Below are 19926 nucleotides of genomic sequence, written 5' to 3' on the forward strand. Positions count from 1 at the left end.
TCAGCCCTGCAGCGACGACAGGCGCCCATAGGCGCGCTCGATGCGCGCCGCCTGCCGCGCCAGCCCCTCCAGCCCTAGCCGACTGACCTCCGCACGCTGGTCCAGGGCCCGGCGAACCCGCGCCACCGCCGCCTCGCTCCAGCCGGGCTGGGTCAGGCCTAGCGCCGAGAACGGATAGTCCATCTGCTGCAGAACGCCGGTGAGCTTGAACACCTGCGGCTCCAAGGTGATCACAGGCGCGCCGGCGGCGATCGCCAGGATCGCGGCGTGCAGCCGGCTGCTCACCACGGCCGCCATGCCCCCGTACAGGTCCGCCAGGGCGTGCGGCCCCGGCTGCCCGTGAATGACCTGAATCGGCGCGTGGCGGGCCAGGCGCGCCGCCAGGGGCGCGTCGTGGTTCATGGCGTTGCTGACGAACACGAGCTTGCGCCCCAGCCCCGCCAGGCCCTGGACCAGCCGTTCCCACTCCGGATCGTCGGGCGCGGCGATCACACCGTTCAGCGCAAGGCCGATCGGGGCGTCGGGCGCAAGCGGCCGCGGGGGAACGCTGGGCGGCCAGCTGAACACCAGGTCGGGCGCCTCCTCGAGCCGATCGGGCGCAACCCCCAGGGACTGGGCCACGTCACGCGAGCCGGCGTCGCGAACCAGCACCAGGTCTGCGGCGCCGTACACCTGCGAGAGGACGGGCCAGAGGCGGGCGTCCTCGAGTTCGAGACTGTGGTTGACGATGGCGGTGCGCTTTCCGAGCCGCTGGGCCAGCCGCACCATCAACAGCAGCCGGAACACCGCATCGCTGTCGCCGCCGGGGTGGATCTCGCCGGCCGGGTTCCACACCACCAGGTCCGCCCAGGCGATGTCGGCCAGGACGCGGTGGAAATCGGCCGCCTCGATGAGGCCAAAGCGCGCCAGGTTGCGGCGCAGGCCGATGCGCCGCTTCAGCGCCCGCACCAACCCCGGCAATTCCCGGCCGCTCGCGTCGAGCTGCGGACGGATCGGTTGACCCGCCTGCGCGGCCGCCGCGGCGGCGGCGGCCGGCGCGCGACGGGCGGCGCGGGCCAGCCAGGCTTCGCCGGCGGCGAAGCGCCGCTCCGGCGCCGCCCCCAGCCGCCAGGCTTCCAGGCGCCGGGGGTAGCGATCCACCGTGCGCAGATCTTCGACCGCCGGGTGGCGGCTCAGCAGGTCGATCAGGCAGTGCGAGAGCGCCGCGTTGCCGGCGTTCTGGGTGGCCAGGCGGGTGATCGCCGCCACGCGCAGCCCGCTCCGCCGCCCATCCTGCGCGGCCAGCCGCAGATGGGCGCGGCCGCTCATCGCCGCGCCTCGTAGAACGGCGCCATCGCGTGCGGCGAGACCAGGGCTTCGCTGCGGCGGCCGTAGAAGTAGGTCCCCGCGGCCACGTCCTCGTGCCCGCGGGTGCGGCCGTCGAACCACGGCAGCCAGCAGAAGGCCAGCCCGGCCGCGCGCCCCAGGACGCGCCGGCCGGTGACCGCGGTGACGAAGCCGCGCACCGCCCAAAGCAGGGCGGTGCCCGCGCCGCCGGTGACGCCGGCGTCGATGAGATCGAAGCGCCGGAACAGCCAGCGATGCCCGCTGAGCGTGAAGCGGGTGAAGTCGTAGGCGCCTTCATGCACGTGCTGGAGGAAGGGCGTGTCGGCGAACACCAGCCCCTCCGGCCGCAGGACCCGATGGATCTCCGCCACCACCTGCGCGGGCTCCAGCACGTGCTCCAGCACAGCCTGAATCCACACCGCGTCGAAGGCGCCGTCCGTGAACGGCAGGTTATGGGCGTCCGCCAGCAGCGCCGTGTGGGGCGACGCATAGATGTCCGTGCCCACGACCGCGAAGCTCTCGTGGAGGCGTTCCGCGCCCGAGCCCACCTCGCCGCCGCCGATCACAAGCACCCGCGCCGAAGGCGGCAACCTGTGCGCCAGGTCGGCCGCGGCGCGTTCCGCGGCCCGGTTGCGGCCAAACAGCCATTGCTTCACGGACCGGCGCCAGGCGGAACGCGCCACGGGCGAGGCCCCCTCCGCGGACAGCACGCCGTCCCGGGTGAAGATGGACCGGCTGAAGTCGATCAGCACCGGCTGCCCTCGCACCGTGGCGAACTCGCCGCAGGTGCGGCACTGCGCCGGCGCAGCCAGCGGACCGGCGCAGCGGGGGCAGCGCAGGATCTCCAGGGGCGGCAGCTTGCTCATCCGGGACCCGACGGCCCTCCTTGGGGTCCGGCGCTCGGGCGCGCCGGCCGGCTAGACGTTGCTGAAGCGACTGACGTTGATCATCCGGTAGGCCTTCAGCAGCTCGGCGATCCCGTCGTCGAGGCTCCACTCCGGCCGCCAGCCCGTCGCCTCCAGCTTGTCGTTCGAGACGATGTAGTCGCGCTTGTCCGGATCCTTGCCGATGTCGGACTCCAGAACCACGAAGTCGGGGACCTGCGCCCGGATGCGTTCGCAAAGCTCCAGCTTGGTCAGGTTCGCCGTGGACAGGCCCACGTTGTAAGGCTCGCCCCGCATGGCGTCATAGTGGTCCATGGCGTGCAGGAAGGCGCCGGCCACGTCGCGGATATGGATGTAGTTGCGCCGGAAGTGGCCTTCGAACACCACGACGAAGCGGTCCCGCGCGGCGCGGTAAGTGAAGTCGTTCACCAGCAGATCCAGCCGCATCCGCGGCGCGGCGCCGAACACGGTGGCCAGCCGCAGGGTCACCCCGCCGCGCTCGAGCACGGCCTGCTCCGCCTCCACCTTGGTCACCCCGTAGAGCGACACCGGCCGTAGCGGCGACTCCTCGGTGCAGAAGCTGTCCGCCTCGCCCACCCCGTAGCCGGAGTTGGTCGTGGGGTAGACCACCTGCTGGTCGGCGCTCAGCCGGCTGACGAGGTCGCGCACGGCGTCGCGGTTCACCGTCACCGCGCCGATCTGGTCACGGGCGCAGAGCGGCGCGCCCACCAGGGCCGCCAGGGGGATGAACAGGTCATGCGCCCGCGCCATCTCGTCGAGCAGCCGGGTGTCCCGGGCGTCGCCGCGCACCGGCTGGAACCCCGCGTAGCGACAGCACTCCGCCAGGGGAAACCCGTCTTGCGCGAAGGTGTCGAGCACCGTCACCTGATGGCCGCGGGCCAGCAGGGCCGGAGCCAGGATCGAGCCGATGTAGCCGGCGCCGCCGGTGATGAGGATCCGCATGCCTACTCCGCAGCCGCCGCCGTCAGGTTCGCCGGCCGGAAGCTCGCGCCCAACTCGTGGGGCAGGCTTGCCGGCATTCGGCGGGTGGGGTGCATAACGACCGCACCGGCGACGTCAATCTCCACCGGAACCACGGGAAAGGGTGAGACCGCCTCGCGGACCGCCGCCAGGCGCTCCGGCTCCACCAGCAGGAACACCGCGCCGCCGCCGCCGGCGCCGCAAAGCTTGCCGCCGTAGGCCCCGGCTTGCAGGGCCCGTTCGTAGAGCTCATCCACGGTGCTGGTGGTCACCCCCGAGGCGAGGCGCCGCTTGAGCGCCCAGCCCTCGCGCAGCAGTCGGCCCAGCTCCCGGATCGGATCGCCCGGGCGCTCCAGAAGGTCCACGCAGGCGCCGACCAGGTCGTAGAGCGCCGCCAGTTCCGCGTCGGTCTGTCGCCGGCGGATGGCGTCCAGCTGATTGGCCGCCGCGTCGCTCGCCCGCCGCACCACCCCGCAGTGCACGAGAACGAGGCAGCTGTTCAGCCGCGCAAGCGTGGCCGGGGACGCCGCCACCGGGGTGACGCGGATGTCGCCGCCGTCGAAGTCGAAGCGGTTCAACCCGCCGAATGCGGTGTGCAGCTGGTCCTGCACGCCCACATTTTCCTGCAGCAGATCGTGCTCCACATGCATGGCCATGCGGGCGAGCTCGGCTTTCGACAGGGCGCGCCCGAACAGCGTGCTGATCAGGTTGACGAAGCCCACGGTGAAGGCCGACGACGACCCCAGGCCGCTGCCGGCGGGGAAGTCGGACTGCGTGCTGAGATCGAGCCGCTCCCCCACCCGCCAGAGGCGCAGCACCTCGCGGACGATGGGATGCTCCAGGTCCTCGATGGAGCGGACGGTCTCAAGCTGAGAATAGGCCAGGCGATAGTTGTAATCCTGCCAGCCGTTCAGCTTCAGCGCCGAGACGTAGATGTAGCGATCAATGGCGAATCCCACCACGGCGCCGGGCCGCCGCTCGAAGTACGGCCGGTAATCCGTGCCGCCGCCGAACAAGCTCACCCGGAGCGGCGTGCGCGTCAGCCCCAGCATCCCTTCCCCCAAGCCCTCTTCCGTCACATCTCATGGTTGATGGCCCCTGGGCGAGTCAAACCGCGATTCGTCGCGGGGTCCGGCTCGGACTGAGATCCAGGCCACGGCGCGCAGCCGCATGGCGGTAGGCGGCCTGCACGCTGGGATAGACCCGTTCGGGGGTCCAGGCGCTCACGTCGGTGGACGCCGCCGCCGCCGCCAGCCGCTCGCGCCGCACGCTGTTGCGCAGAAGGGACGCCGCCTCCAGGGCGGCGGCGGGCACATCGTCGGCCAGGACGCCGTTCTGTCCGTCGCTCAGGATGTCCTCCAGACCCGGCAGGCGCGTGGCGACGATGGCGCGGCCCGCGGCGAGGTACTGCACCAGCACCCGCGGCAGGCCCTCGCGTTCGGAGGTGTGGACGCAGACGTCCGCCAGGGCGATCAGGCGCTCCGGATCCGACCGATGGCCCAGGAAGCGAACCCGGTCGGCCAGGCCCAGCGCCAGCGCGGCGCGTTGCGCACGCGCCACCTCCGGACCATCCCCGGCGAAAAGGATCTTGGCGTTCTCGGGCAAGCTGGCGCTCGCGAGAGCCTCCAGCAGCTCCACATGCCGTTTCCGGGGCTCGAAGGCGGCCAGCATCAGGAGCGTCGGCGGCTTCTGCAGATCCGGCCCGACGTCCAGCAGCGCGCGCCAGTCCTCGGGCCAGGCGGCGCCCGCGAAGCGCGCCACATGCATGGGGCTGAGCTGCACGAAGTGATCTTCGGGCCGGCCCAGGCCGTGCGCCAGGTAGTCCCCGCGTACGGACGGACTGACATCCACGAAAGCATCCGTCCAGGCGGCGCAGGTCTTCTCCGCCAGCAGGTAGATCAGGCGGCGCGTCGGGTCGATGTTGGTCCAGGGCAGGATGTGCACGCCATGCACCACGCAAGGCACCCGCTCCAGGCGGGCCGCCAGTCGCCCAAGCACCCCCGCCTTGCTCTGGTGGGTGTGCACGAACCCCGGCTTCAGGGCCCGGAACATCGCCCGGATCTGCCCCACGGCCGCCACGTCATCCAGCGGCCGGATCGGATGCACCAGCCGGTCCAGCTGGTAGACGTCGAACTCCCGCCGCGCTTCCGCCACCATGGCGGTGTCGAACTCGCGCCCATGGATGAGCACGACCTGATGGCCCTCCGCCTGCTGCATGCGGCAGATGGCCAGGGTGTTCTCTTCCGCCCCGGCCCGCAGCAGGCGCGTTAGGATGTGCACGATGATCATGCTGGGCGTATCCCGTCGCCGGCGCGGTCGCCGAGCTCCCCCTGGTCCTGGCAGACGCCGCCTAACAATGTTAGGAGCCGTTTGCAAATCTGGCGCTTGACGCAAAATGACGCCGTTCAGCCGCCCTGTTGGTAAGCTGGATCACCGTGTCGCGCCTAGCCGGGCGCATTGCCGCATTCTTCGGCGACCCGGGGACATTATGCTCGACTTGGCGGCGGGGTCATGCTTGGCGTCGCACAAGAACGCGCGCCGGCCGGGGGCCTAGAAGACAAGATGACGGAGCAGAAAATCGCCATGTCCGACACGATGGTGATCCCCCGGCAGGACGAGCCGGCCGCGCCCGCGGCTGGGCCGGCGGCGTCCGCAGACCTCGAGCGCGGCTACCCGGAAGAGCGCTTTGAACCGGCGCGCCTGCTGACCATCTTCCTGTCCCGCTGGCGCCTCTTCGCCGCCATCGTGGCCGGCTGCTTCCTGGCCGCCCTGGCGGCGAGCCTGCTCACCAAGCCCAAGTACACGGCGACCTCCACGGTGGTCCTGGAGACGCCGGCGGCCAGCGGGGACACCGCGCCGCGTCCGGTGGACACCGCCACGGTGGACACGGAGGTGGAAGTCGTCCGCTCGCGCGTGCTGGCGCAGAAGGTGTCGCAGGCTCTGGCGCAGCAAAAGGGCCGGCCGGCCAGCGAGCTGCTGCCGACGGTGGAGGGCGGGCTGAAGGTCAGCCGCGCCGGCCTGACGTCGGCGATCAACATCAGCTTCACCGCGCAGGACCGGGAGCTGGCGCGCGACGTGGCCAATCTCTACGCCAACGAGTACTTGGTGGCCCAGCGGGAGACCAAGGCGCTCGCCGGCCGCACCTCGGGTGCGTTCCTGAACAATCGACTCGCGGCGTTGAAAGCCGATGTGGACAAGGCCAACGCCGCCATCGCCGCCTACCGGCAGGCCAACAACCTCACCGCCACGCCCGGCGCCTCCTACACGCAAGGCGAGGTTTCCAGCTACAATCAGCAGCTGGCGAGCGCCCGGGCCAATCTGGCGGAGACCGAGGCGCGCCTGCAGCTCGCCCGGGCTCAGCTCACCCGCGGCGGCGGCGGCTCCAACGAATCCTTCGACTCGCAGGTTCTGCGGCAGCTGCGCGCCCGGCGGGCGGAGCTCAGCGGGCGCGTCGCCCAGCTGTCGGACCGATACGCCGACCAGCACCCGGACCTGCTGAAGGCGCGCAGCGAGCTGACCGACCTGGACGCGCAGATCGCCGGCGAGCTGCGCCGGGTGATCTCCGGGCTGGAAGCCGATACGCAGGTGTCGCGCCAGCGCGTGGCCTCGCTGCAGGGCAGCCTCGGGGCGGCGCGCGGCACTCTGGCCAACGACACGACGGCCTCCATCGAGTTGGCCGAGCTGGAGCGGGCGGCGGAAGCAGCGCGCGGCGTCTACATGGACTTCCTCAATCGAGCGAAGCAGACCAGCGCCGCCAGCGGCGGCGAGCAGCCGGACGCGCGGGTGCTCAGCCTTGCGCGCACCCCCGGCAAGCCGAGCTCGCCCAACATCCCCATGAACCTCGCTCTGGGTCTGCTGTTCGGCCTGGGGGCCGGCGCCGCCGGCGTGCTGCTGGCCGAGCGCCTGCAGTCCAGCCTCACCACGGGCCGCGACGTGGAGAACCAGCTTGGCCTGCCGTTCCTCGGCGCGCTGCCGAGCCTGGACTCCGTCGCCGAGGCGGAACATCGGCGCCTGTCGCCGGTGGACTATCTGATCGAAAAGCCGCTCTCCAGCTTCTCCGAAGCCATCCGGTCGCTGCGCACCAGTCTGCGGACCGTCCGCGACGGTCGGGCGGCCAAGGTGGTCGTGTTCACCTCCGCCCTGCCCTCCGAGGGCAAGTCCACCACGGCGGTGTGCGTGGCGCGCTCCGCCGCCCAGGGCGGCGGGCGCGTGCTGATCATCGACTGCGACCTGCGCCGGCGGAATGTGAACAACCTGCTTGGCATCGAGCCGGAGCAGGGGCTGCTGGAGGTCCTCACCGGCAAGGCCCGCTGGCAGGACGTGATCGTCAAGGATGAGGCGTCGGGCCTGGACGTGCTGCCGCTGGCCCACAGCTCCTTCACGCCGGAGGACGTGTTCGACACGGCCGCCATGAACGCCCTGCTGCGGGACGCCGCGTCGGCCTACGATCTGGTGATCGTCGACACGGCGCCGACGCTGGCGGTGTCGGACACCCGGGTCATCGCGGCGAAGGCCGATGCGGTGATCTTCCTGGCCAAGTGGCGGCAGACGCCGGTGCAGGCGATCGATTCGGCCCTCAAGCTGCTCGACAGCTCCGGCGCCTACATCGGCGGGGTCGTGCTGAGCCAAGTCGATATGAAGCGGCAGGTGCGCTACGGCTACGGCGACCAGACCTACTACTACGCCAAGTACCGGAAGTATTATCAGGAGGAACCGGGCGCCCGCTGACGTGCCGCCGTCGCAGACGACGCCAGGCGCGCCGCCGCCGCCCAGGGGGCTGGCGCCGCGCGGCGTGCTGGTGGTGGGCGCCAGCGGCTTCATCGGAAGCCGCCTCGTGCGCAGCTTGGCGGCGGACCCGGGGATCGGCCAGGTGCGGGCCGCCGACCTGCGGGCGCCGCAGGCCCCCCTGCCGGCCGGAGTGGACTTCCAGATCTGGGATGTTCGCGGGCCGGCGCCGGCGGGCCTGGCTGACGGCCTGGACCTGATCGTCAACCTGGCGGCGGTGCATCGCACCCCGGGACATCCGCCGGAAGCCTATTATGAAACCAATATCGCCGGGGCGCAGAACACCTGTGAGCTGGCGGAAGCCGCCCAGGTGCCGGCCCTGGCGTTCACCAGCTCGATCTCGGTCTATGGGTCGGGCGAACGGGTGATGGACGAGAGCACCCCGCCGGATCCCGGCACCCACTACGGCCGCTCCAAGCTGCTGGCGGAGCAATGCTATCGCGCCTGGGGCCGGCGGCGGCCGGGACGCAAACTGGTGATCGTGCGCCCGGCCGTGGTGTTCGGGCCGGGTGAACAGGGAAACTACACGCGTCTGGCCGCCGCCCTGCGCGGCGGCTACTTCGTCTATCCCGGTCGGCGCGACACGGTGAAATCGGGCGGCTCGGTGGACGAGCTGATCCGCAGCCTGCGTTTCGCCCTCCAGCACCCTGACCCCGAGATCCTGTATAACTTCGCCTTCCCGGAGCCGCCGACGACGGAAGCCATCGTGCAGGCGCTGTGCGCCGTAACCGGCTGGCGCGCCCGCCCCCCTGCCATTCCCCTCCCCCTGCTCATGGCCATCGGCGCGGCCGGAGAGGTCTTCGACCGGCTGGGCTGGTCGAACCCCTTCCATCGCGACCGCATCCGCAAGCTGGTGGAATCCACACGGGTGGACCCCGGCTGGCTCAGGGCGCAGGGCTTCCAGTTCCACGAGGATCTGACCGTCGCGCTCGCCAAGTGGCGGGACGAGAGCGACGGCCGTTTCGTGTGAGAACGGTGGTCAGGCGGCCGCGCCGGCGGCGGCGGGCGCGCCAAGCCGGCTGACCAGCGCCTCGTACTCCTCCCACAGCGCCTTGGGCGTGTGGTCGCCGAACTTCTCGTAGAACGGCGGGATGAGGGCGGCTTCCTGGCGCCAGATGTCCGCGTCGACGGTCAGCAGCAGGTCGAGCTGCGCCTCGCTCAGGCCCAGGCCGTCCACGTCGAGGCTGCCGGGCGCCGGCAGGCGGCCGATCGGGGTCTCCACGGCTTCCGCGCGGCCCTCCAGCCGGTCGAAGATCCACTTCAGGACGCGGCTGTTCTCGCCGTAGCCCGGCCACACGAACTTGCCGCGCTCGTCCTTGCGGAACCAGTTGACGAAGTAGATGCGCGGCAGTTTGGCGGGATCCGCCTTCTCGCCCATCTCCAGCCAGTGGCCGAAGTAGTCGCCCATGTTGTAGCCGCAGAACGGCAGCATGGCGAAGGGATCGCGGCGCAGCTCGCCGATGGCGTTCTCCGCCGCGGCGGTGCCTTCCGAGGCCACGTTGGAGGCCATGAAGACGCCGTGGCGCCAGTCGCGGGCCTCGTTCACCAGCGGCACCGCCGAGGCGCGACGGCCGCCGAACAGGATCGCCGAGATCGGCACGCCGGCGGGGTCCTCCCACTCGCCGGCGATCACCGGGCACTGGGCGGCCGGAACCGTGAAGCGGGCGTTCGGGTGGGCGGCGGGCGTGGCGCTGTCCGGAGTCCAGTCGCGGCCCTGCCAGTCGGTCAGGTGCGCCGGCGGCTCCGCGGTCAGCCCCTCCCACCAGACGTCGCCATCGTCGGTGAGCGCCACGTTGGTGAAGATGCAGTTGGAGTGCAGCGCATCGATGGCGTTGCCGTTGGTCTCCACGCCGGTGCCTGGGGCGACGCCGAAGAAGCCGGCTTCCGGGTTGACGGCGTACAGCCGGCCGTCGTCGCCGAAGCGCATCCAGCAGATGTCGTCGCCGATCGTCTCGGCCTTCCAGCCGGCCAGCGTCGGCTGCAGCATGGCCATATTGGTCTTGCCGCAGGCGCTCGGGAAGGCGGCCGCCACGTAGCGGACCTCGTTCTGCGGCGACGTCAGCTTCAGGATCAGCATGTGCTCGGCGAACCAGCCCTCGTCGCGGGCCATCACCGAGGCGATGCGGAGCGCGAAGCACTTCTTGCCGAGCAGGGCGTTGCCGCCGTAGCCCGAGCCGTAGGACCAGATCTCCCGGGTCTCCGGGAAGTGGACGATGTACTTGATCTCGTTGCACGGCCACGGAACGTCGGCCTCGCCCTGGGCCAGCGGCTTACCCACGGAGTGGACGGCCGGGACGAAGAACCCGTCGTCGCCCAGCTGGTCCAGCGCGGCCTTGCCCATCCGGGTCATGATCCGCATCGAGACCGCCACATAAGCGCTGTCGGTGATCTCGACGCCGATGGCGGAGATCTTCGAACCCAGCGGCCCCATGCAGAACGGCACCACGTACATGGTGCGGCCCTTCATGCAGCCCTTGAACAGGTCCTTCAGGTCGGCCCGCATCTCGGTCGGGTCGAGCCAGTTGTTGGTGGGGCCGGCGTCCTCCGGCTTCTCCGAGCAGATGAAGGTGCGGCTCTCCACCCGAGCCACGTCGCGCGGATCGGAGACCGCATAGAATGAGTTCGGGCGCTTCGCCGGATTGAGCCGCTGCAGGGTGCCGGCGGCGACCAGTTCGTCGGTGAGCCGGGTCCACTCCTCCTCGGATCCGTCACACCAGACGACCCGGTCCGGCTCCGTCATCGCGGCGATCTCGCGAACCCACTGGACCAGCTTCGCGTGGTTCGTCGGCGCGGAATCCAGTCCCGGAACCGTCTCCTTGATCATCTGCCCCTCGACTCGTCCTTGCGCCCAGCCGCGCCCCAAGGTTTGCATAGTCAGTCCCCGGCCCGCAGGCGAGGCTGGCGCGGGATGCGCTGCGCGGCTAATTGGCGCAGAGCGCCTTCGCGCCCTGGCGTGGGACAGCGTCAGCAACGACTCTCCCGCCCCGCGGCTCAGCTCTAACCTCCGGATCCTCCGCTCCATGGCCACCTACTCGTTCGCCACCATCACGCCCGAGGAGGCCCGCCGCTTCAATATCCTGGACTACGACACCCTGGTGTTCCCCTCCGGCTCCGCGCGTCAGGTGGTCGTTCAGTACGCGCCGCAGTCCGACGGCTTCGGCGTCTACCGTCTGACGCTCGGCGCGCGGACCGTGGAATTCCCGCAGGCCGGCGCCTTCTTCGGACTGCCTGCAGCCGCAGAAGCCGGTCGGCTGCGTTTCAGCGACGGCTCTTCCCTGTTCATCGGCAGCGATCGCGCCGACACCTTCGCGCCCACGGGGGTGCAGGCCACCCGGCCGCTGGCGCTCTACGGGGGCGAGGGCAACGACGAGCTGAGCGGCGGAACGCGGGACGACGTCCTGCAAGGAAACCAGGGCGCCGACAGCCTCTACGGCGGCGAGGGCGATGACCTGATCTATGGCGGCCAGGGCGATGATCTCCTGGCGGGCGACGACGGCGCCGACACCCTGCAGGGCAATCTGGGCGCCGACACCCTGGACGGCGGCGCTGGCCGTGACGTGCTGTATGGCGGCCAGGGCGACGATGTCCTGGCGGGCGGCGACGACGCCGACCTTCTGTTCGGCGATCTGGGCGCCGACACCTTGAATGGCGACGACGGCGACGACCGCCTCACCGGCGGGGCTGGCGATGACCTTCTGGTCGGCGGCCGCGGCGCCGACACCCTGATCGGCGATCAGGGCCGTGACCTGCTCCGGGGCGGAGCGGGTGTCGATTCGCTCAATGGCGGAGCCGGCGACGACACCGTCGAGGGGGGCTCCGGCGCCGACCTGCTGCGGGGCGGATCCGGCGGCGATCTCTTCCTGTTCGCGCCCACCGACTCCACCGTGGCCGCGCCCGACATCATCTTCGACTTCGATGAGGACGACACCCTGGACTTCCGCGGCCTGACGGCCGCCACGCCGCTCAACTTCCGCCTCCTGACGCCGGCCGCCGACGCCACGGTGGCGCTGGCGCGCGCGCAGGCGGCGCTGACCACCACCACGGCGCTGACCTACGTGGCCGTCCCCGTGGGCGAGGACATCTACCTCTATGTGGACAGCTTCGGCGTCGATCAGGCGTTCAGCCTGGTGATCCTGCGGGATGCGAGCTTCTTCAGTCCGTTCACCGCCATCATTTGAGGCGATCGCCGCCCGGGTCCCGCCGCGCGCTGATGGCCAGCCGAGGCAGGGGTTCGGGCGACGGCGGCGCGGCAAAGGTCTCGGCCACGAAGTCGATCACCGCCGCCCCGACCTGGGCCTGCGGCGTAGGGTGGCGCTTCCGCTTGCCCTCAGGGTGCGGCAGGGCGAGCGGACGCCGGGCGCCACCCTGGCGCAGCGCCAGGAGCTCGTCGCGGCCGCTGGCTGCGATCTCCAGGAACGCCGGCTGGGCTGGCCGAATCGCGCCGCGCCAGACCTCGAGCCGCACCCGCTCCGTAAAGACCTCCCCCGCCGTCTCCAGGCGTCCGCCGTGCCCCTTCTCACGCAGCTCCCGCACGATCGCTTCAAAGAGCGGCTCGGCCCAGTCGCGGGAGAAGCGGTCGAAGCGCTGCAGCGCGCGGGCGTGCGCGCGGCGTTCACCGCGCCAGAACATCCAGAAGCGAGGCTTTGCGGGGACGGAGGCGTTCATGAACCGGTGCAGAGTGAGAGCTGCGCAGGCGTTCCGCCGGCCGCGACCGCCGGCGATCACGGCCGACTGGGAGGCCGGCGCCGCACGCGAGCCGGAAGTTGGAGCATGACGCCCCGCTCGTTTGCGAGTCAATGCGCTCGGCCAGGCGCGCGACCGCGCATCAGTCGCCCGGCCGCCAGGCAGCGTAGACAAGCCGGGCGCGCCCATCGCGCGGAGGCTAAGCGCTTGTGCAGCTTCGAAGCGGTCCGGGGCGCAGCTGCTGTGCGGAACGGCGGCGAAGCATCCAATGAGGGGCTTTGCTGTCGGGGGTTTTGACAACCCAGGCTGGCTTCTAAGGCCGACCGGACCTGATCACCGGCCCTCCGCCTGCGAGGCCGCGCACTTCGCTGTAGCCGGGGCCGCCGCCCGGATCTCGTCCCGGTTCTGTGGCGGGCGCTGGATCGCAGCGCGCGCCGCGCGCAATCAGTTCGAGGGCAAGCTCCAGATCACCGGGCTGAGCGGCGCCCCGGTGCAGAAGGACTCCACCGCATCCTGACTCCAAAGGGTCAGCCGCACGATCTGACCCCCGGCCGTGCGCTGCTTGTGGAGAGAGACGTCGGCCCAATCTGGAGGGTCGTTCTCGAGCAGGAAGCCGAAGAAGGCGGTCGCCACGTCTTCCGCCACCTCGTCCGTCAACTCACGAGTCACCAGTTCCACCATCTCGCCCCGACCCTGGTCGCTGCCTGTAGCCCCGCCTGTTCATAGCAGATGACGCAGTTTGGCGAATGCGACTCTTCGACAGCGGCCGCTCGTCGCCGCCGCTTGCACGCCGCGCAAGCAGGGGCGCATCGCGCCGTTGCAGAGGCTGCCGTCGACCGGCCTCGTCTGCGGCGCTGCGGTTCAGCTTACGTCGGAAAAGGTGGGCGCTGTCGGCCGTACGACGCGCGCGCATCCGCCTGCTCAGCCATCCTAGCGGACACCCGTCGTCGGAAGGTCGTCGGCTTCGTCCGGCCCTCCAACACCAGCGAGTTGGCGGCGACGAGCTGCGCCCTTGCCTTGATCTCGGTTGCGAGGAGGTCAAGCATCTGACCGGCGCCTGCAGGCATCGCTCGGACCTCATCCGCGGCGGCGGCCACCGCGTTCGCGATCCCGTGGGCGAGCGCATGCACGCGGCGAACCGTGGCGGGCCCGGCCAGGCCGCACGCTTCGGCCATGCGCCGCCAGTGGCGCGCGAGAGTATATGGCGCCCCCTGTTCTTTCCGCCGGTGTCCTGAGCATGGTTCTGGGTGATGTTCGCGCATCCCAGCCTGGACATGAGATCATAGAGAGGCGCGAGCTCGACCTGCCGAGGGCGGATCAGGATGGCGTCGTTCTTGGCGTGAGCGTCGACGTTGCCGATCGCGATGTTGAAGATCACGGCGTCGCGAACCCGCGTGATGTCTCGGGCTGTCATCTCACGCCTGACGACGCGAACATCTCCGCGAGTGACGGCCCCTTCACCCCTGATCGATTGTGTTCGTACTTCGCGGCCGGAGGACGGCCGAGGGCCTGGCAGACGTCCTCCTGGTGCAGGCGCATCACGCCGCCGTCGGCTTCAACTTGCCGGTCGTAGCGTTCGACCAGCAGATAGGTGCGCGCCCCGGCGCGCCCGGCCGTCACAAGCGCCGCCCTGAGCCCGCACCGCCGCGCCAGCACCATGCAGAGGGCTGCGTTCTCGACGCTGCCCGTGAGCCGCGGATTGTCGGGCTTCAGGATCAGGGTCGACGCGGCGCCGTTCACGGGGATCGCCGCCGAAGCGCGTGAGCGGAACCTTCTCCTGCGCGCCGGCGACGCTCATCGAGACGCCTTCCTCGCCCACCAGCAACGGCCGAGCTGGCAGCTCGTCGATGATGCGCTCGAGAGCTGGCTCGCCGTCCAGCGTGATCGCCTGCTGATCTTCGACCGGCCGTGGCGCTCCGACGGAAAGGACGCCGGCCAGGTCGCGTCCCTGGTCTCCATAAGGCCAAGCACATCCTGACGCGTCACGCCGAGCGCACGTGTCGTCGCCTGCAGCGGCTCCCCCTCAGGGAGCAGGTTCATCAGCCATGGCGTGACCACGTCGGGACCGTGTTCGGGCGCGCCGAGCCGCAGGGTCAGCGAGACAGGAAAGGCGGCCGGTGAGCGCCGCCAAGCATCGAGGTACGCGAGCCTCGGCCCCTCCGGGGTCGCCTCCACACCAGCGACGGGATCGGCTCCGGAGAAGAGGGTCAGCGTCAAGAGCTCGAACCATCGTCCGCCGCGTCGACGAGGCGAAGGCCGACCGCCTTCGCAGCCGCGAGGGCCTTCCCCAGCTGAGCCGTTGGCTTGCCCCGCTTGAGTTCGACGACAAAGCGCGCTCCGACGCCAATCGCCAACGCCAGATCCCGCTGGGTCAGGCCGAGCGCTCGCCGCTTGCGGGCGACGCGCGCGCCGAAGGCCGATGGTGTCTCGATAGGCGGATTCTTACCGCTCGGGAAGATCAGCGCGCCTGACCAGCCTGTGCGGCAAGATCATTCCCGAGCGGCAAGACGAAGGCCCAGCGTCTAGCGCCCGATCTCTGCCAATGGCTCGTTGCCATCGCTCGGGTCACACGATGGCGAATAAACAAGCGGCTGGCACGAAAGATCGGCGCAGGGCGCGCCGCAGTCTCGCGCGTGTCCTGGGCGATCAGTCGCCGCGGCCGCAGGGGCGCGGGCGCGCGGGCGCGGGCCCTCGCAGCTCCGACGTGGTCCCCAGGTCCGCGGCGGCGCCCTCGCTCCGCAGGGCCAGCACGGCGCCCAGGGCGTGGTAGAGAGAGGTCGCCGGCGCAGGCTCCTCCAGGAAGCCGCCTGCTGCGTCCAGCTTGTCGTGAAACGCCCCGGCCACCGGCGTGGCCAGATAGCGCGCAAGGCTGCTGGCGCTGGCGACCACGTCCGCTTCCGCGCCGAAGACGACGTCGGCCCGCAGCCGTTCGGCCTGGGCCCAGAACCGGGCCACCGGATCGCGGACGCGAAAGTCCGGCCACACCGAACCCACGACCACGTTGCGCGCATCCACGCCCCGACGGCCGGCCGCATAGAGCCTGTGCGCGGCCGCGATCGCCGCCTCCGATCCGCGCCGCCGGCCCCAGCGATCGAGCAACCAGGCCCACTCGAACTGATGCCCGGGCTCGATGAGCCCGCCCTCCTCGGGCCCTAGCGGCCGCCAGTCGGGCGTGAAGAATTCCTGCACCACGCTTGCCTGCGGGTCGAAGAACCGCCGCAGGGCCAGAGACGCGATCTCGTCCGCCGTCTCGCGCCAACCCTCCGGATCCAGCGCCTCCCAATCGAGCGCCGCCTCGAACAGGTGCATGTGGGCATTGGCCTGGAAGGGCTGATCGCCAAGCTCTCGCCACCCGCCGCCGCCATGGCGCAGGGCCTCGAGGCTCCGGAGCAAGGCATCGGCCCGGGCGTCGCAGCCGCCGTCCAGCGCCTGCATCGCGGCCATGGCCAGCAGAGAGAAGGCCTGCTCGTACAGCGGCGTACGCCCGTCGGCCGTGGTCTCGTCCGCGTGCAGCGCCATGATGAACAGCCCGTTCGGCGCCGCATAGCGGTGGAGGTAGCCCTCGTACCCCTGGCGCGCGAGCGCCGCGAGGCGGGTGTCCTGGGTCAATCGGGCGACCGTGGCGAAGACCCAGATCTGTCGGGCCTGCACCCGGGCGCGCCGCAACAGCCCCGTCGGCGCCCCGTCGCGGGTCAGGGCCTCCTGGAAGATCCCGCGCTCCGCGTCCCAGCCCGCGCTGCTCCAGAGCGGCAGCGCCGCCTGGGTGAGCCAGCGCCGCAAGCCGGCGCCGGCGGACGCGGCGGTTTCGATCGCGTGGCTCATGGCGCCGTTTCCTAGCGAGCCGGCGCCATGCCGCCAACAGGCCTTGCGTCGAAGGCGACCTTGGCGCCGTGGGTGGCGATCGGCGGCCGGCGCCGCCGGCGGCCCGCGCGGCGCCGAGCGCCGCCAGGTTGCGGCGGGAGCTGATCCGGATCCGAGCGGTGCGCGGCGACTCGCACGTGAGAGGGCGCGCGGAACCGATGAGCGTCGTTCTGGGAGAAGACAAGCCTTCGCCTGGCGCGCCGCCTGCGCACAACCCACAGGCGGTGATCCTGTCGCAGGCCCGCACGGGCCCGCAAGGCTGCGGCGAGAAGTCCTCGGCCTTGCCCGCAGGGCTCTACGCCGCTAGCGAGGGGCGGGGGTTGCGTCAAGGACGGCGCACTTGGGGGAAGTATGCGCGTTCTGTTGGCCGAATGGGACCTGTTCGCCGCCGTCGGCGGCGGCCAGACCGTCTATCGTGGCCTGATCACCGCCAGCCCCGAGGCCGAGTTCTACTACCTACAGGCGCAGGAGCCGGCTGAAGCCGCGCGGCCGGCCAACGCCCGGCCCATCCCCGCCCCGGACCTGCCGCCCTCGACCATCGACTTCGGGGCGCAGCACGCCTTTGCTCACCCCTACCTCGAAGCCGAGCGCGTGGCGGAGGCGGTGGCGAGGGCGGCGCCCCCGGGCGGGTTCGACGTGGTGGACGTCCCGGACTATCGCGAACTCGGACTTTTCCTGCGCCAAGCGCTGGAACGCCGGGGCGTCCGGGTCGGGCGCCTAGTTCTGGCGCTGCACGGAACGATCTCCTCGGCCCTGCGGGGCGGTTGGCCCTGGGAAGGCGATGCGCGCCGGCTGTTCGCGGGGATCGAGCTGCGGGAGCGGCTGCAACGGCAGGCGGTGGACGGGCTCTACGCCATCAGCGACGCCTACGCCGACGAGATCGAGCGCCGGTCGGGGCGGCGGATCGCCCGGTTGGATCCCCTGAGCTTCCTGCCGCCGCCTGCGCCGGCGGGCGTCGCTGTGGGCGACGGGGCGCCGGATCTGGTGTTTCTCGGGCGAAAGGAGAAGCGCAAGGGGCCAGACCTTCTGCTGGACCTGGCCTGGGCCCTGCCCCGCAGCGCGTACGGCAGGCTGCGGCTGATCGGCGGCGAGGGACGCAATCACCAGGGCCGGGACGGCGGCGAGATCCTGCGGACGGCGGCGGCCCTGCGGGGCCTCGACTTCGAAGACGCGCCCGCCATCGGGCCGCAGGCGATCGAGGCGATCTTCCGCAGCCGCGCCGTGGTGCTGGCGCCGTCGCGCTACGACCAGTTCAACCTGGTGGCGCTGGAAGCGCTGCTGCAGGGATGCCCCACCGTCATCGCCCCGACGGCCGGCGTCGCCCGATTCGTGCGCGAGCGGATCCCGAGCCTGCAGGACTGGATCGTGCCCTTCACCAGCGCCCGCCCGGCGGCGCCCTGGCTGCAGTCGGTGCTCGCCGGCTACGACCACGCCCGCCAGACAGTGGCTGCGGCGGTGGAGGACGCCCAGCTGGTGGGCGCGCCGCTGGCGCTTGCCCGCGTCTACGCCGATCTGGACGCCCCCAGTCCCCGGGCCGCCGCCTTCCTGCGGGGCCTGGGCGAGACCTTCGCGGTGCGCGGCCGGGTCAGCCTCGGCGGCCCGCGCCCGCCTCTGCCGCAGGACCGGGGTCTGGCGGTCAGCCTCGTGGCGGCGGGCGCGGCGCTGAAGGCGGGGGCGGCGCTCACCCGCCTGCGGCAGGGGCCCGGCGCCCGCCTGAGCGCCGCCTGGGGCGCACTCCGCAGGCCGCGGCCTCCGCTGGAGGCGCTGCTGCAGGCGCGCATCCGCCGCACCTATCGGCTGGAGGGCCGCGCCGGCGCAGAGTTCGGCATGGCGGGCAGCCTGCCGGGCGTTCGCCGCCACCTGGCCGGTCATCCCGAGACCCGTGGCGACGACCGCGCGCGCAAGATCCGCTATCTGAACCAGCTCGTCGACGAGCGGCGCGTGGAGCGCGCGCACTGGTTCACGGAGCTCGCACGCCTGGAGCGCCTGGAAGACCAGCCGTTGCTCGCCGCGACCTACGAGGCCCGCCTGCTGCGCTGGCTCGGGGCCGAGGCTGCGCCCCTGCGTCATCCGGTGGCCCGGGAGCTGGCCGCCCTGGGCTATGCGCAGGAGGCCGCCGCCGTCGTAGCCATGGCCGAGGCCGGGGATGATCCCGCGGGCGCGCCGCGCGCCCTGCTGGACCAGGCGTTCGCCGCGCATCGCCAGGTCCCCACGCCGGGCGCGCTTGCGCGGGTGGAGCGGCTCGGCGAGGCCACCGACCCGAAGGTGTCGGTCGTGGTCTCCCTCTATGACGCGGCGGACAAGCTGCCGATGTTCCTGCGGTTCCTGCGGCAGCAGACCCTCATCCGGGACGGACACGCCGAAGTCGTGCTGGTGGACAGCGGCTCGCCCGCCGCGGAGTTCGCCGCCCTGGAGCAGGTCTGGCGCGAGGACCCGTTCCCGGCCGTCTATGCCCGCTCAGCGCGCCGGGAAACCATCCAGGCCGCCTGGAACCGCGGCCTCGCCCTGGCGCGCGGCGAGCACCTGGCCTTCCTGGGGGTGGACGAGGGCCTGCGCCCGGACGGGCTGGAACAGCTTCACGCCGTCCTGGCCCGCCGCCCCGAGATCGACTGGGTGATGGCGGATTCCTTCATCACCGAGGTGGACCGCAAAGGGGCCTTCGACCGCGACGTCATGCCCTACGACCGGGCGGGCTTCGCCCCTTGGCTGCACTACCTGGACTCCAGCTACATCAGCTACGTGGGCGGGCTGTACCGGCGATCGGTCCACGATCGGTTCGGCCTGTACGATCCGAGCTTCCGGGCGGCCGGCGACACGGAGTTCAAGAACCGCGTGCTCCCGCATCTGCAGGTGGCCCACCTGGCCCAACCGCTGGGGGTCTTCCACAACTATCCGGACGCCCGGATGACCCAGCATCCGCGCGCCGAGCTGGAGGATCTGCGGGCGTGGTACCTGCACCGCACGGCCGGCGGCATGGCCTACGCCTTCGACCGGACCGGCCTCGACGCCCCCATGGCCCTGCTGCGCGCCAGCCTCGGCTATCGCAAGGCCTACAAGCGCGAGATGAGCACGGACATCGATCTGGCCGCCGCCCTGGCGCTCTATATCGCCGCCCGGCCGGACGCGCCGGACGGGTTTGCGGCGGTGCGACAGGACGCCCTGGCGCTGCGAAACCGTTTGCGCGCCCTGGAAGCGCGGCGAACCCGCTACGAGGGCGTCGGCGCCCAGTACCAGTTGGCCAGCGACATCTTCGCCGCACGCCAGCTCGCCGCACGCCTGGCTGAGCGCCTGGGAAGCGGGCCGCCGGCCCTCGAGGTGTTCAACGACAACCGCTACGAACAACATTTCTGGTCCTGGAGCGTGCCGCGCAGCCGCCGCCAGGCCTCGCCGTCCTGACAGCGCCGCA

At 71.4% G+C, this 19926-nt stretch carries 17 protein-coding genes and 1 pseudogene; 4 read left to right on the top strand and 14 right to left on the bottom strand.

Annotated features, from left to right (window positions below; translation table 11 throughout):
- From ACE3Q8_RS15845 to ACE3Q8_RS15865, 5 genes are read right to left on the bottom strand one after another with little or no spacing between them, the layout of a single operon-like run.
- A complete protein-coding gene (locus tag ACE3Q8_RS15845) occupies positions 1–1308 on the bottom strand; it encodes a polysaccharide pyruvyl transferase family protein (protein ID WP_374471260.1) in 1308 nt (435 codons plus the stop codon).
- Positions 1305–2192 (bottom strand): methyltransferase domain-containing protein, encoded by an 888-nt coding sequence (locus tag ACE3Q8_RS15850; RefSeq protein WP_374471261.1) that lies wholly within the window; start codon positions 2190–2192, stop codon positions 1305–1307. Before ACE3Q8_RS15850 ends, ACE3Q8_RS15845 begins: the two co-directional genes overlap by 4 nt.
- A 51-nt stretch (positions 2193–2243) precedes the next feature.
- Positions 2244–3173 carry an NAD-dependent epimerase/dehydratase family protein gene (locus ACE3Q8_RS15855; protein WP_374471262.1) on the bottom strand — a complete coding sequence of 310 codons (930 nt, stop codon included), beginning with the start codon at positions 3171–3173 and terminating at the stop codon, positions 2244–2246.
- 2 nt (positions 3174–3175) lie between these two features.
- Entirely contained in the window at positions 3176–4243 is a 1068-nt protein-coding gene (locus tag ACE3Q8_RS15860) for a kinase (protein WP_374471263.1), read from the bottom strand.
- Positions 4244–4298: 55 nt separating this feature from the next.
- Positions 4299–5480: a glycosyltransferase gene (locus tag ACE3Q8_RS15865; protein ID WP_374471264.1), complete on the bottom strand. Its 1182-nt coding sequence runs from the start codon at positions 5478–5480 to the stop codon at positions 4299–4301.
- 273 nt (positions 5481–5753) lie between these two features.
- Here ACE3Q8_RS15865 and ACE3Q8_RS15870 point away from each other — a divergent pair, with 273 nt between their 5' ends.
- Positions 5754–7919 carry a GumC family protein gene (locus ACE3Q8_RS15870; RefSeq protein ID WP_374471265.1) on the top strand — a complete coding sequence of 722 codons (2166 nt, stop codon included), beginning with the start codon at positions 5754–5756 and terminating at the stop codon, positions 7917–7919.
- Between the two features lies 1 nt (position 7920).
- A complete protein-coding gene (locus ACE3Q8_RS15875; protein ID WP_374471266.1) occupies positions 7921–8946 on the top strand; it encodes an NAD-dependent epimerase/dehydratase family protein in 1026 nt (341 codons plus the stop codon).
- 9 nt (positions 8947–8955) lie between these two features.
- On the opposite strand, the gene ACE3Q8_RS15880 is transcribed toward ACE3Q8_RS15875, so the two are convergent.
- Positions 8956–10800: a phosphoenolpyruvate carboxykinase (GTP) gene (locus ACE3Q8_RS15880; protein ID WP_374471267.1), complete on the bottom strand. Its 1845-nt coding sequence runs from the start codon at positions 10798–10800 to the stop codon at positions 8956–8958.
- Positions 10801–10996: 196 nt separating this feature from the next.
- Here ACE3Q8_RS15880 and ACE3Q8_RS15885 point away from each other — a divergent pair, with 196 nt between their 5' ends.
- On the top strand, positions 10997–12154 hold the full coding sequence (locus ACE3Q8_RS15885; RefSeq protein WP_374471268.1) for a calcium-binding protein: 1158 nt from the start codon (positions 10997–10999) through the stop codon (positions 12152–12154).
- Here ACE3Q8_RS15885 and ACE3Q8_RS15890 read toward each other — a convergent pair.
- From ACE3Q8_RS15890 to ACE3Q8_RS15925, 8 genes and pseudogenes are all read right to left on the bottom strand, one after another.
- On the bottom strand, positions 12147–12641 hold the full coding sequence (locus ACE3Q8_RS15890) for a hypothetical protein (protein WP_374471269.1): 495 nt from the start codon (positions 12639–12641) through the stop codon (positions 12147–12149). The genes ACE3Q8_RS15885 and ACE3Q8_RS15890 overlap by 8 nt on opposite strands.
- Positions 12642–13103: 462 nt before the next feature.
- A complete protein-coding gene (locus ACE3Q8_RS15895) occupies positions 13104–13328 on the bottom strand; it encodes a hypothetical protein (RefSeq protein ID WP_374471270.1) in 225 nt (74 codons plus the stop codon).
- 197 nt (positions 13329–13525) lie between these two features.
- Positions 13526–13834, bottom strand: coding sequence for a hypothetical protein (locus ACE3Q8_RS15900; protein ID WP_374471283.1), 309 nt, complete (start codon positions 13832–13834; stop codon positions 13526–13528).
- Positions 13835–13920: 86 nt separating this feature from the next.
- A pseudogene (locus ACE3Q8_RS15905) lies at positions 13921–14073 on the bottom strand (HipA domain-containing protein); the annotation flags it as partial.
- Positions 14070–14399, bottom strand: coding sequence for a HipA domain-containing protein (locus tag ACE3Q8_RS15910; protein ID WP_374471271.1), 330 nt, complete (start codon positions 14397–14399; stop codon positions 14070–14072). The pseudogene ACE3Q8_RS15905 and the gene ACE3Q8_RS15910, both read right to left, overlap by 4 nt.
- 54 nt (positions 14400–14453) lie before the next feature.
- Entirely contained in the window at positions 14454–14876 is a 423-nt protein-coding gene (locus ACE3Q8_RS15915; RefSeq protein WP_374471272.1) for a HipA N-terminal domain-containing protein, read from the bottom strand.
- On the bottom strand, positions 14873–15121 hold the full coding sequence (locus tag ACE3Q8_RS15920) for a helix-turn-helix domain-containing protein (protein WP_374471282.1): 249 nt from the start codon (positions 15119–15121) through the stop codon (positions 14873–14875). Before ACE3Q8_RS15920 ends, ACE3Q8_RS15915 begins: the two co-directional genes overlap by 4 nt.
- A 184-nt stretch (positions 15122–15305) precedes the next feature.
- On the bottom strand, positions 15306–16481 hold the full coding sequence (locus ACE3Q8_RS15925) for an AGE family epimerase/isomerase (RefSeq protein ID WP_374471273.1): 1176 nt from the start codon (positions 16479–16481) through the stop codon (positions 15306–15308).
- Between the two features lie 402 nt (positions 16482–16883).
- Between ACE3Q8_RS15925 and ACE3Q8_RS15930 the strand changes: the two genes are divergently transcribed.
- On the top strand, positions 16884–19916 hold the full coding sequence (locus tag ACE3Q8_RS15930; RefSeq protein ID WP_374471274.1) for a glycosyltransferase: 3033 nt from the start codon (positions 16884–16886) through the stop codon (positions 19914–19916).
- The last annotated feature ends 10 nt before the right edge of the window (positions 19917–19926 follow it).

The sequence above is a fragment of the Phenylobacterium sp. genome, assembly GCF_041913825.1.
Taxonomy (GTDB): domain Bacteria; phylum Pseudomonadota; class Alphaproteobacteria; order Caulobacterales; family Caulobacteraceae; genus Phenylobacterium.

Excerpts from the sequence above, each read along its gene's own strand:
- ACE3Q8_RS15890 (WP_374471269.1), bottom strand. The coding sequence starts at position 12,641 with ATGAACGCCTCCGTCCCCGCAAAGCCTCGCTTCTGGATGTTCTGGCGC.
- ACE3Q8_RS15880 (WP_374471267.1), bottom strand. The coding sequence starts at position 10,800 with ATGATCAAGGAGACGGTTCCGGGACTGGATTCCGCGCCGACGAACCAC.
- ACE3Q8_RS15860 (WP_374471263.1), bottom strand. The coding sequence starts at position 4,243 with ATGCTGGGGCTGACGCGCACGCCGCTCCGGGTGAGCTTGTTCGGCGGC.
- ACE3Q8_RS15885 (WP_374471268.1), top strand. The coding sequence starts at position 10,997 with ATGGCCACCTACTCGTTCGCCACCATCACGCCCGAGGAGGCCCGCCGC.
- ACE3Q8_RS15865 (WP_374471264.1), bottom strand. The coding sequence starts at position 5,480 with ATGATCATCGTGCACATCCTAACGCGCCTGCTGCGGGCCGGGGCGGAA.
- ACE3Q8_RS15855 (WP_374471262.1), bottom strand. The coding sequence starts at position 3,173 with ATGCGGATCCTCATCACCGGCGGCGCCGGCTACATCGGCTCGATCCTG.
- ACE3Q8_RS15845 (WP_374471260.1), bottom strand. The coding sequence starts at position 1,308 with ATGAGCGGCCGCGCCCATCTGCGGCTGGCCGCGCAGGATGGGCGGCGG.
- ACE3Q8_RS15925 (WP_374471273.1), bottom strand. The coding sequence starts at position 16,481 with ATGAGCCACGCGATCGAAACCGCCGCGTCCGCCGGCGCCGGCTTGCGG.
- ACE3Q8_RS15900 (WP_374471283.1), bottom strand. The coding sequence starts at position 13,834 with ATGGCCGAAGCGTGCGGCCTGGCCGGGCCCGCCACGGTTCGCCGCGTG.
- ACE3Q8_RS15870 (WP_374471265.1), top strand. The coding sequence starts at position 5,754 with ATGACGGAGCAGAAAATCGCCATGTCCGACACGATGGTGATCCCCCGG.
- ACE3Q8_RS15850 (WP_374471261.1), bottom strand. The coding sequence starts at position 2,192 with ATGAGCAAGCTGCCGCCCCTGGAGATCCTGCGCTGCCCCCGCTGCGCC.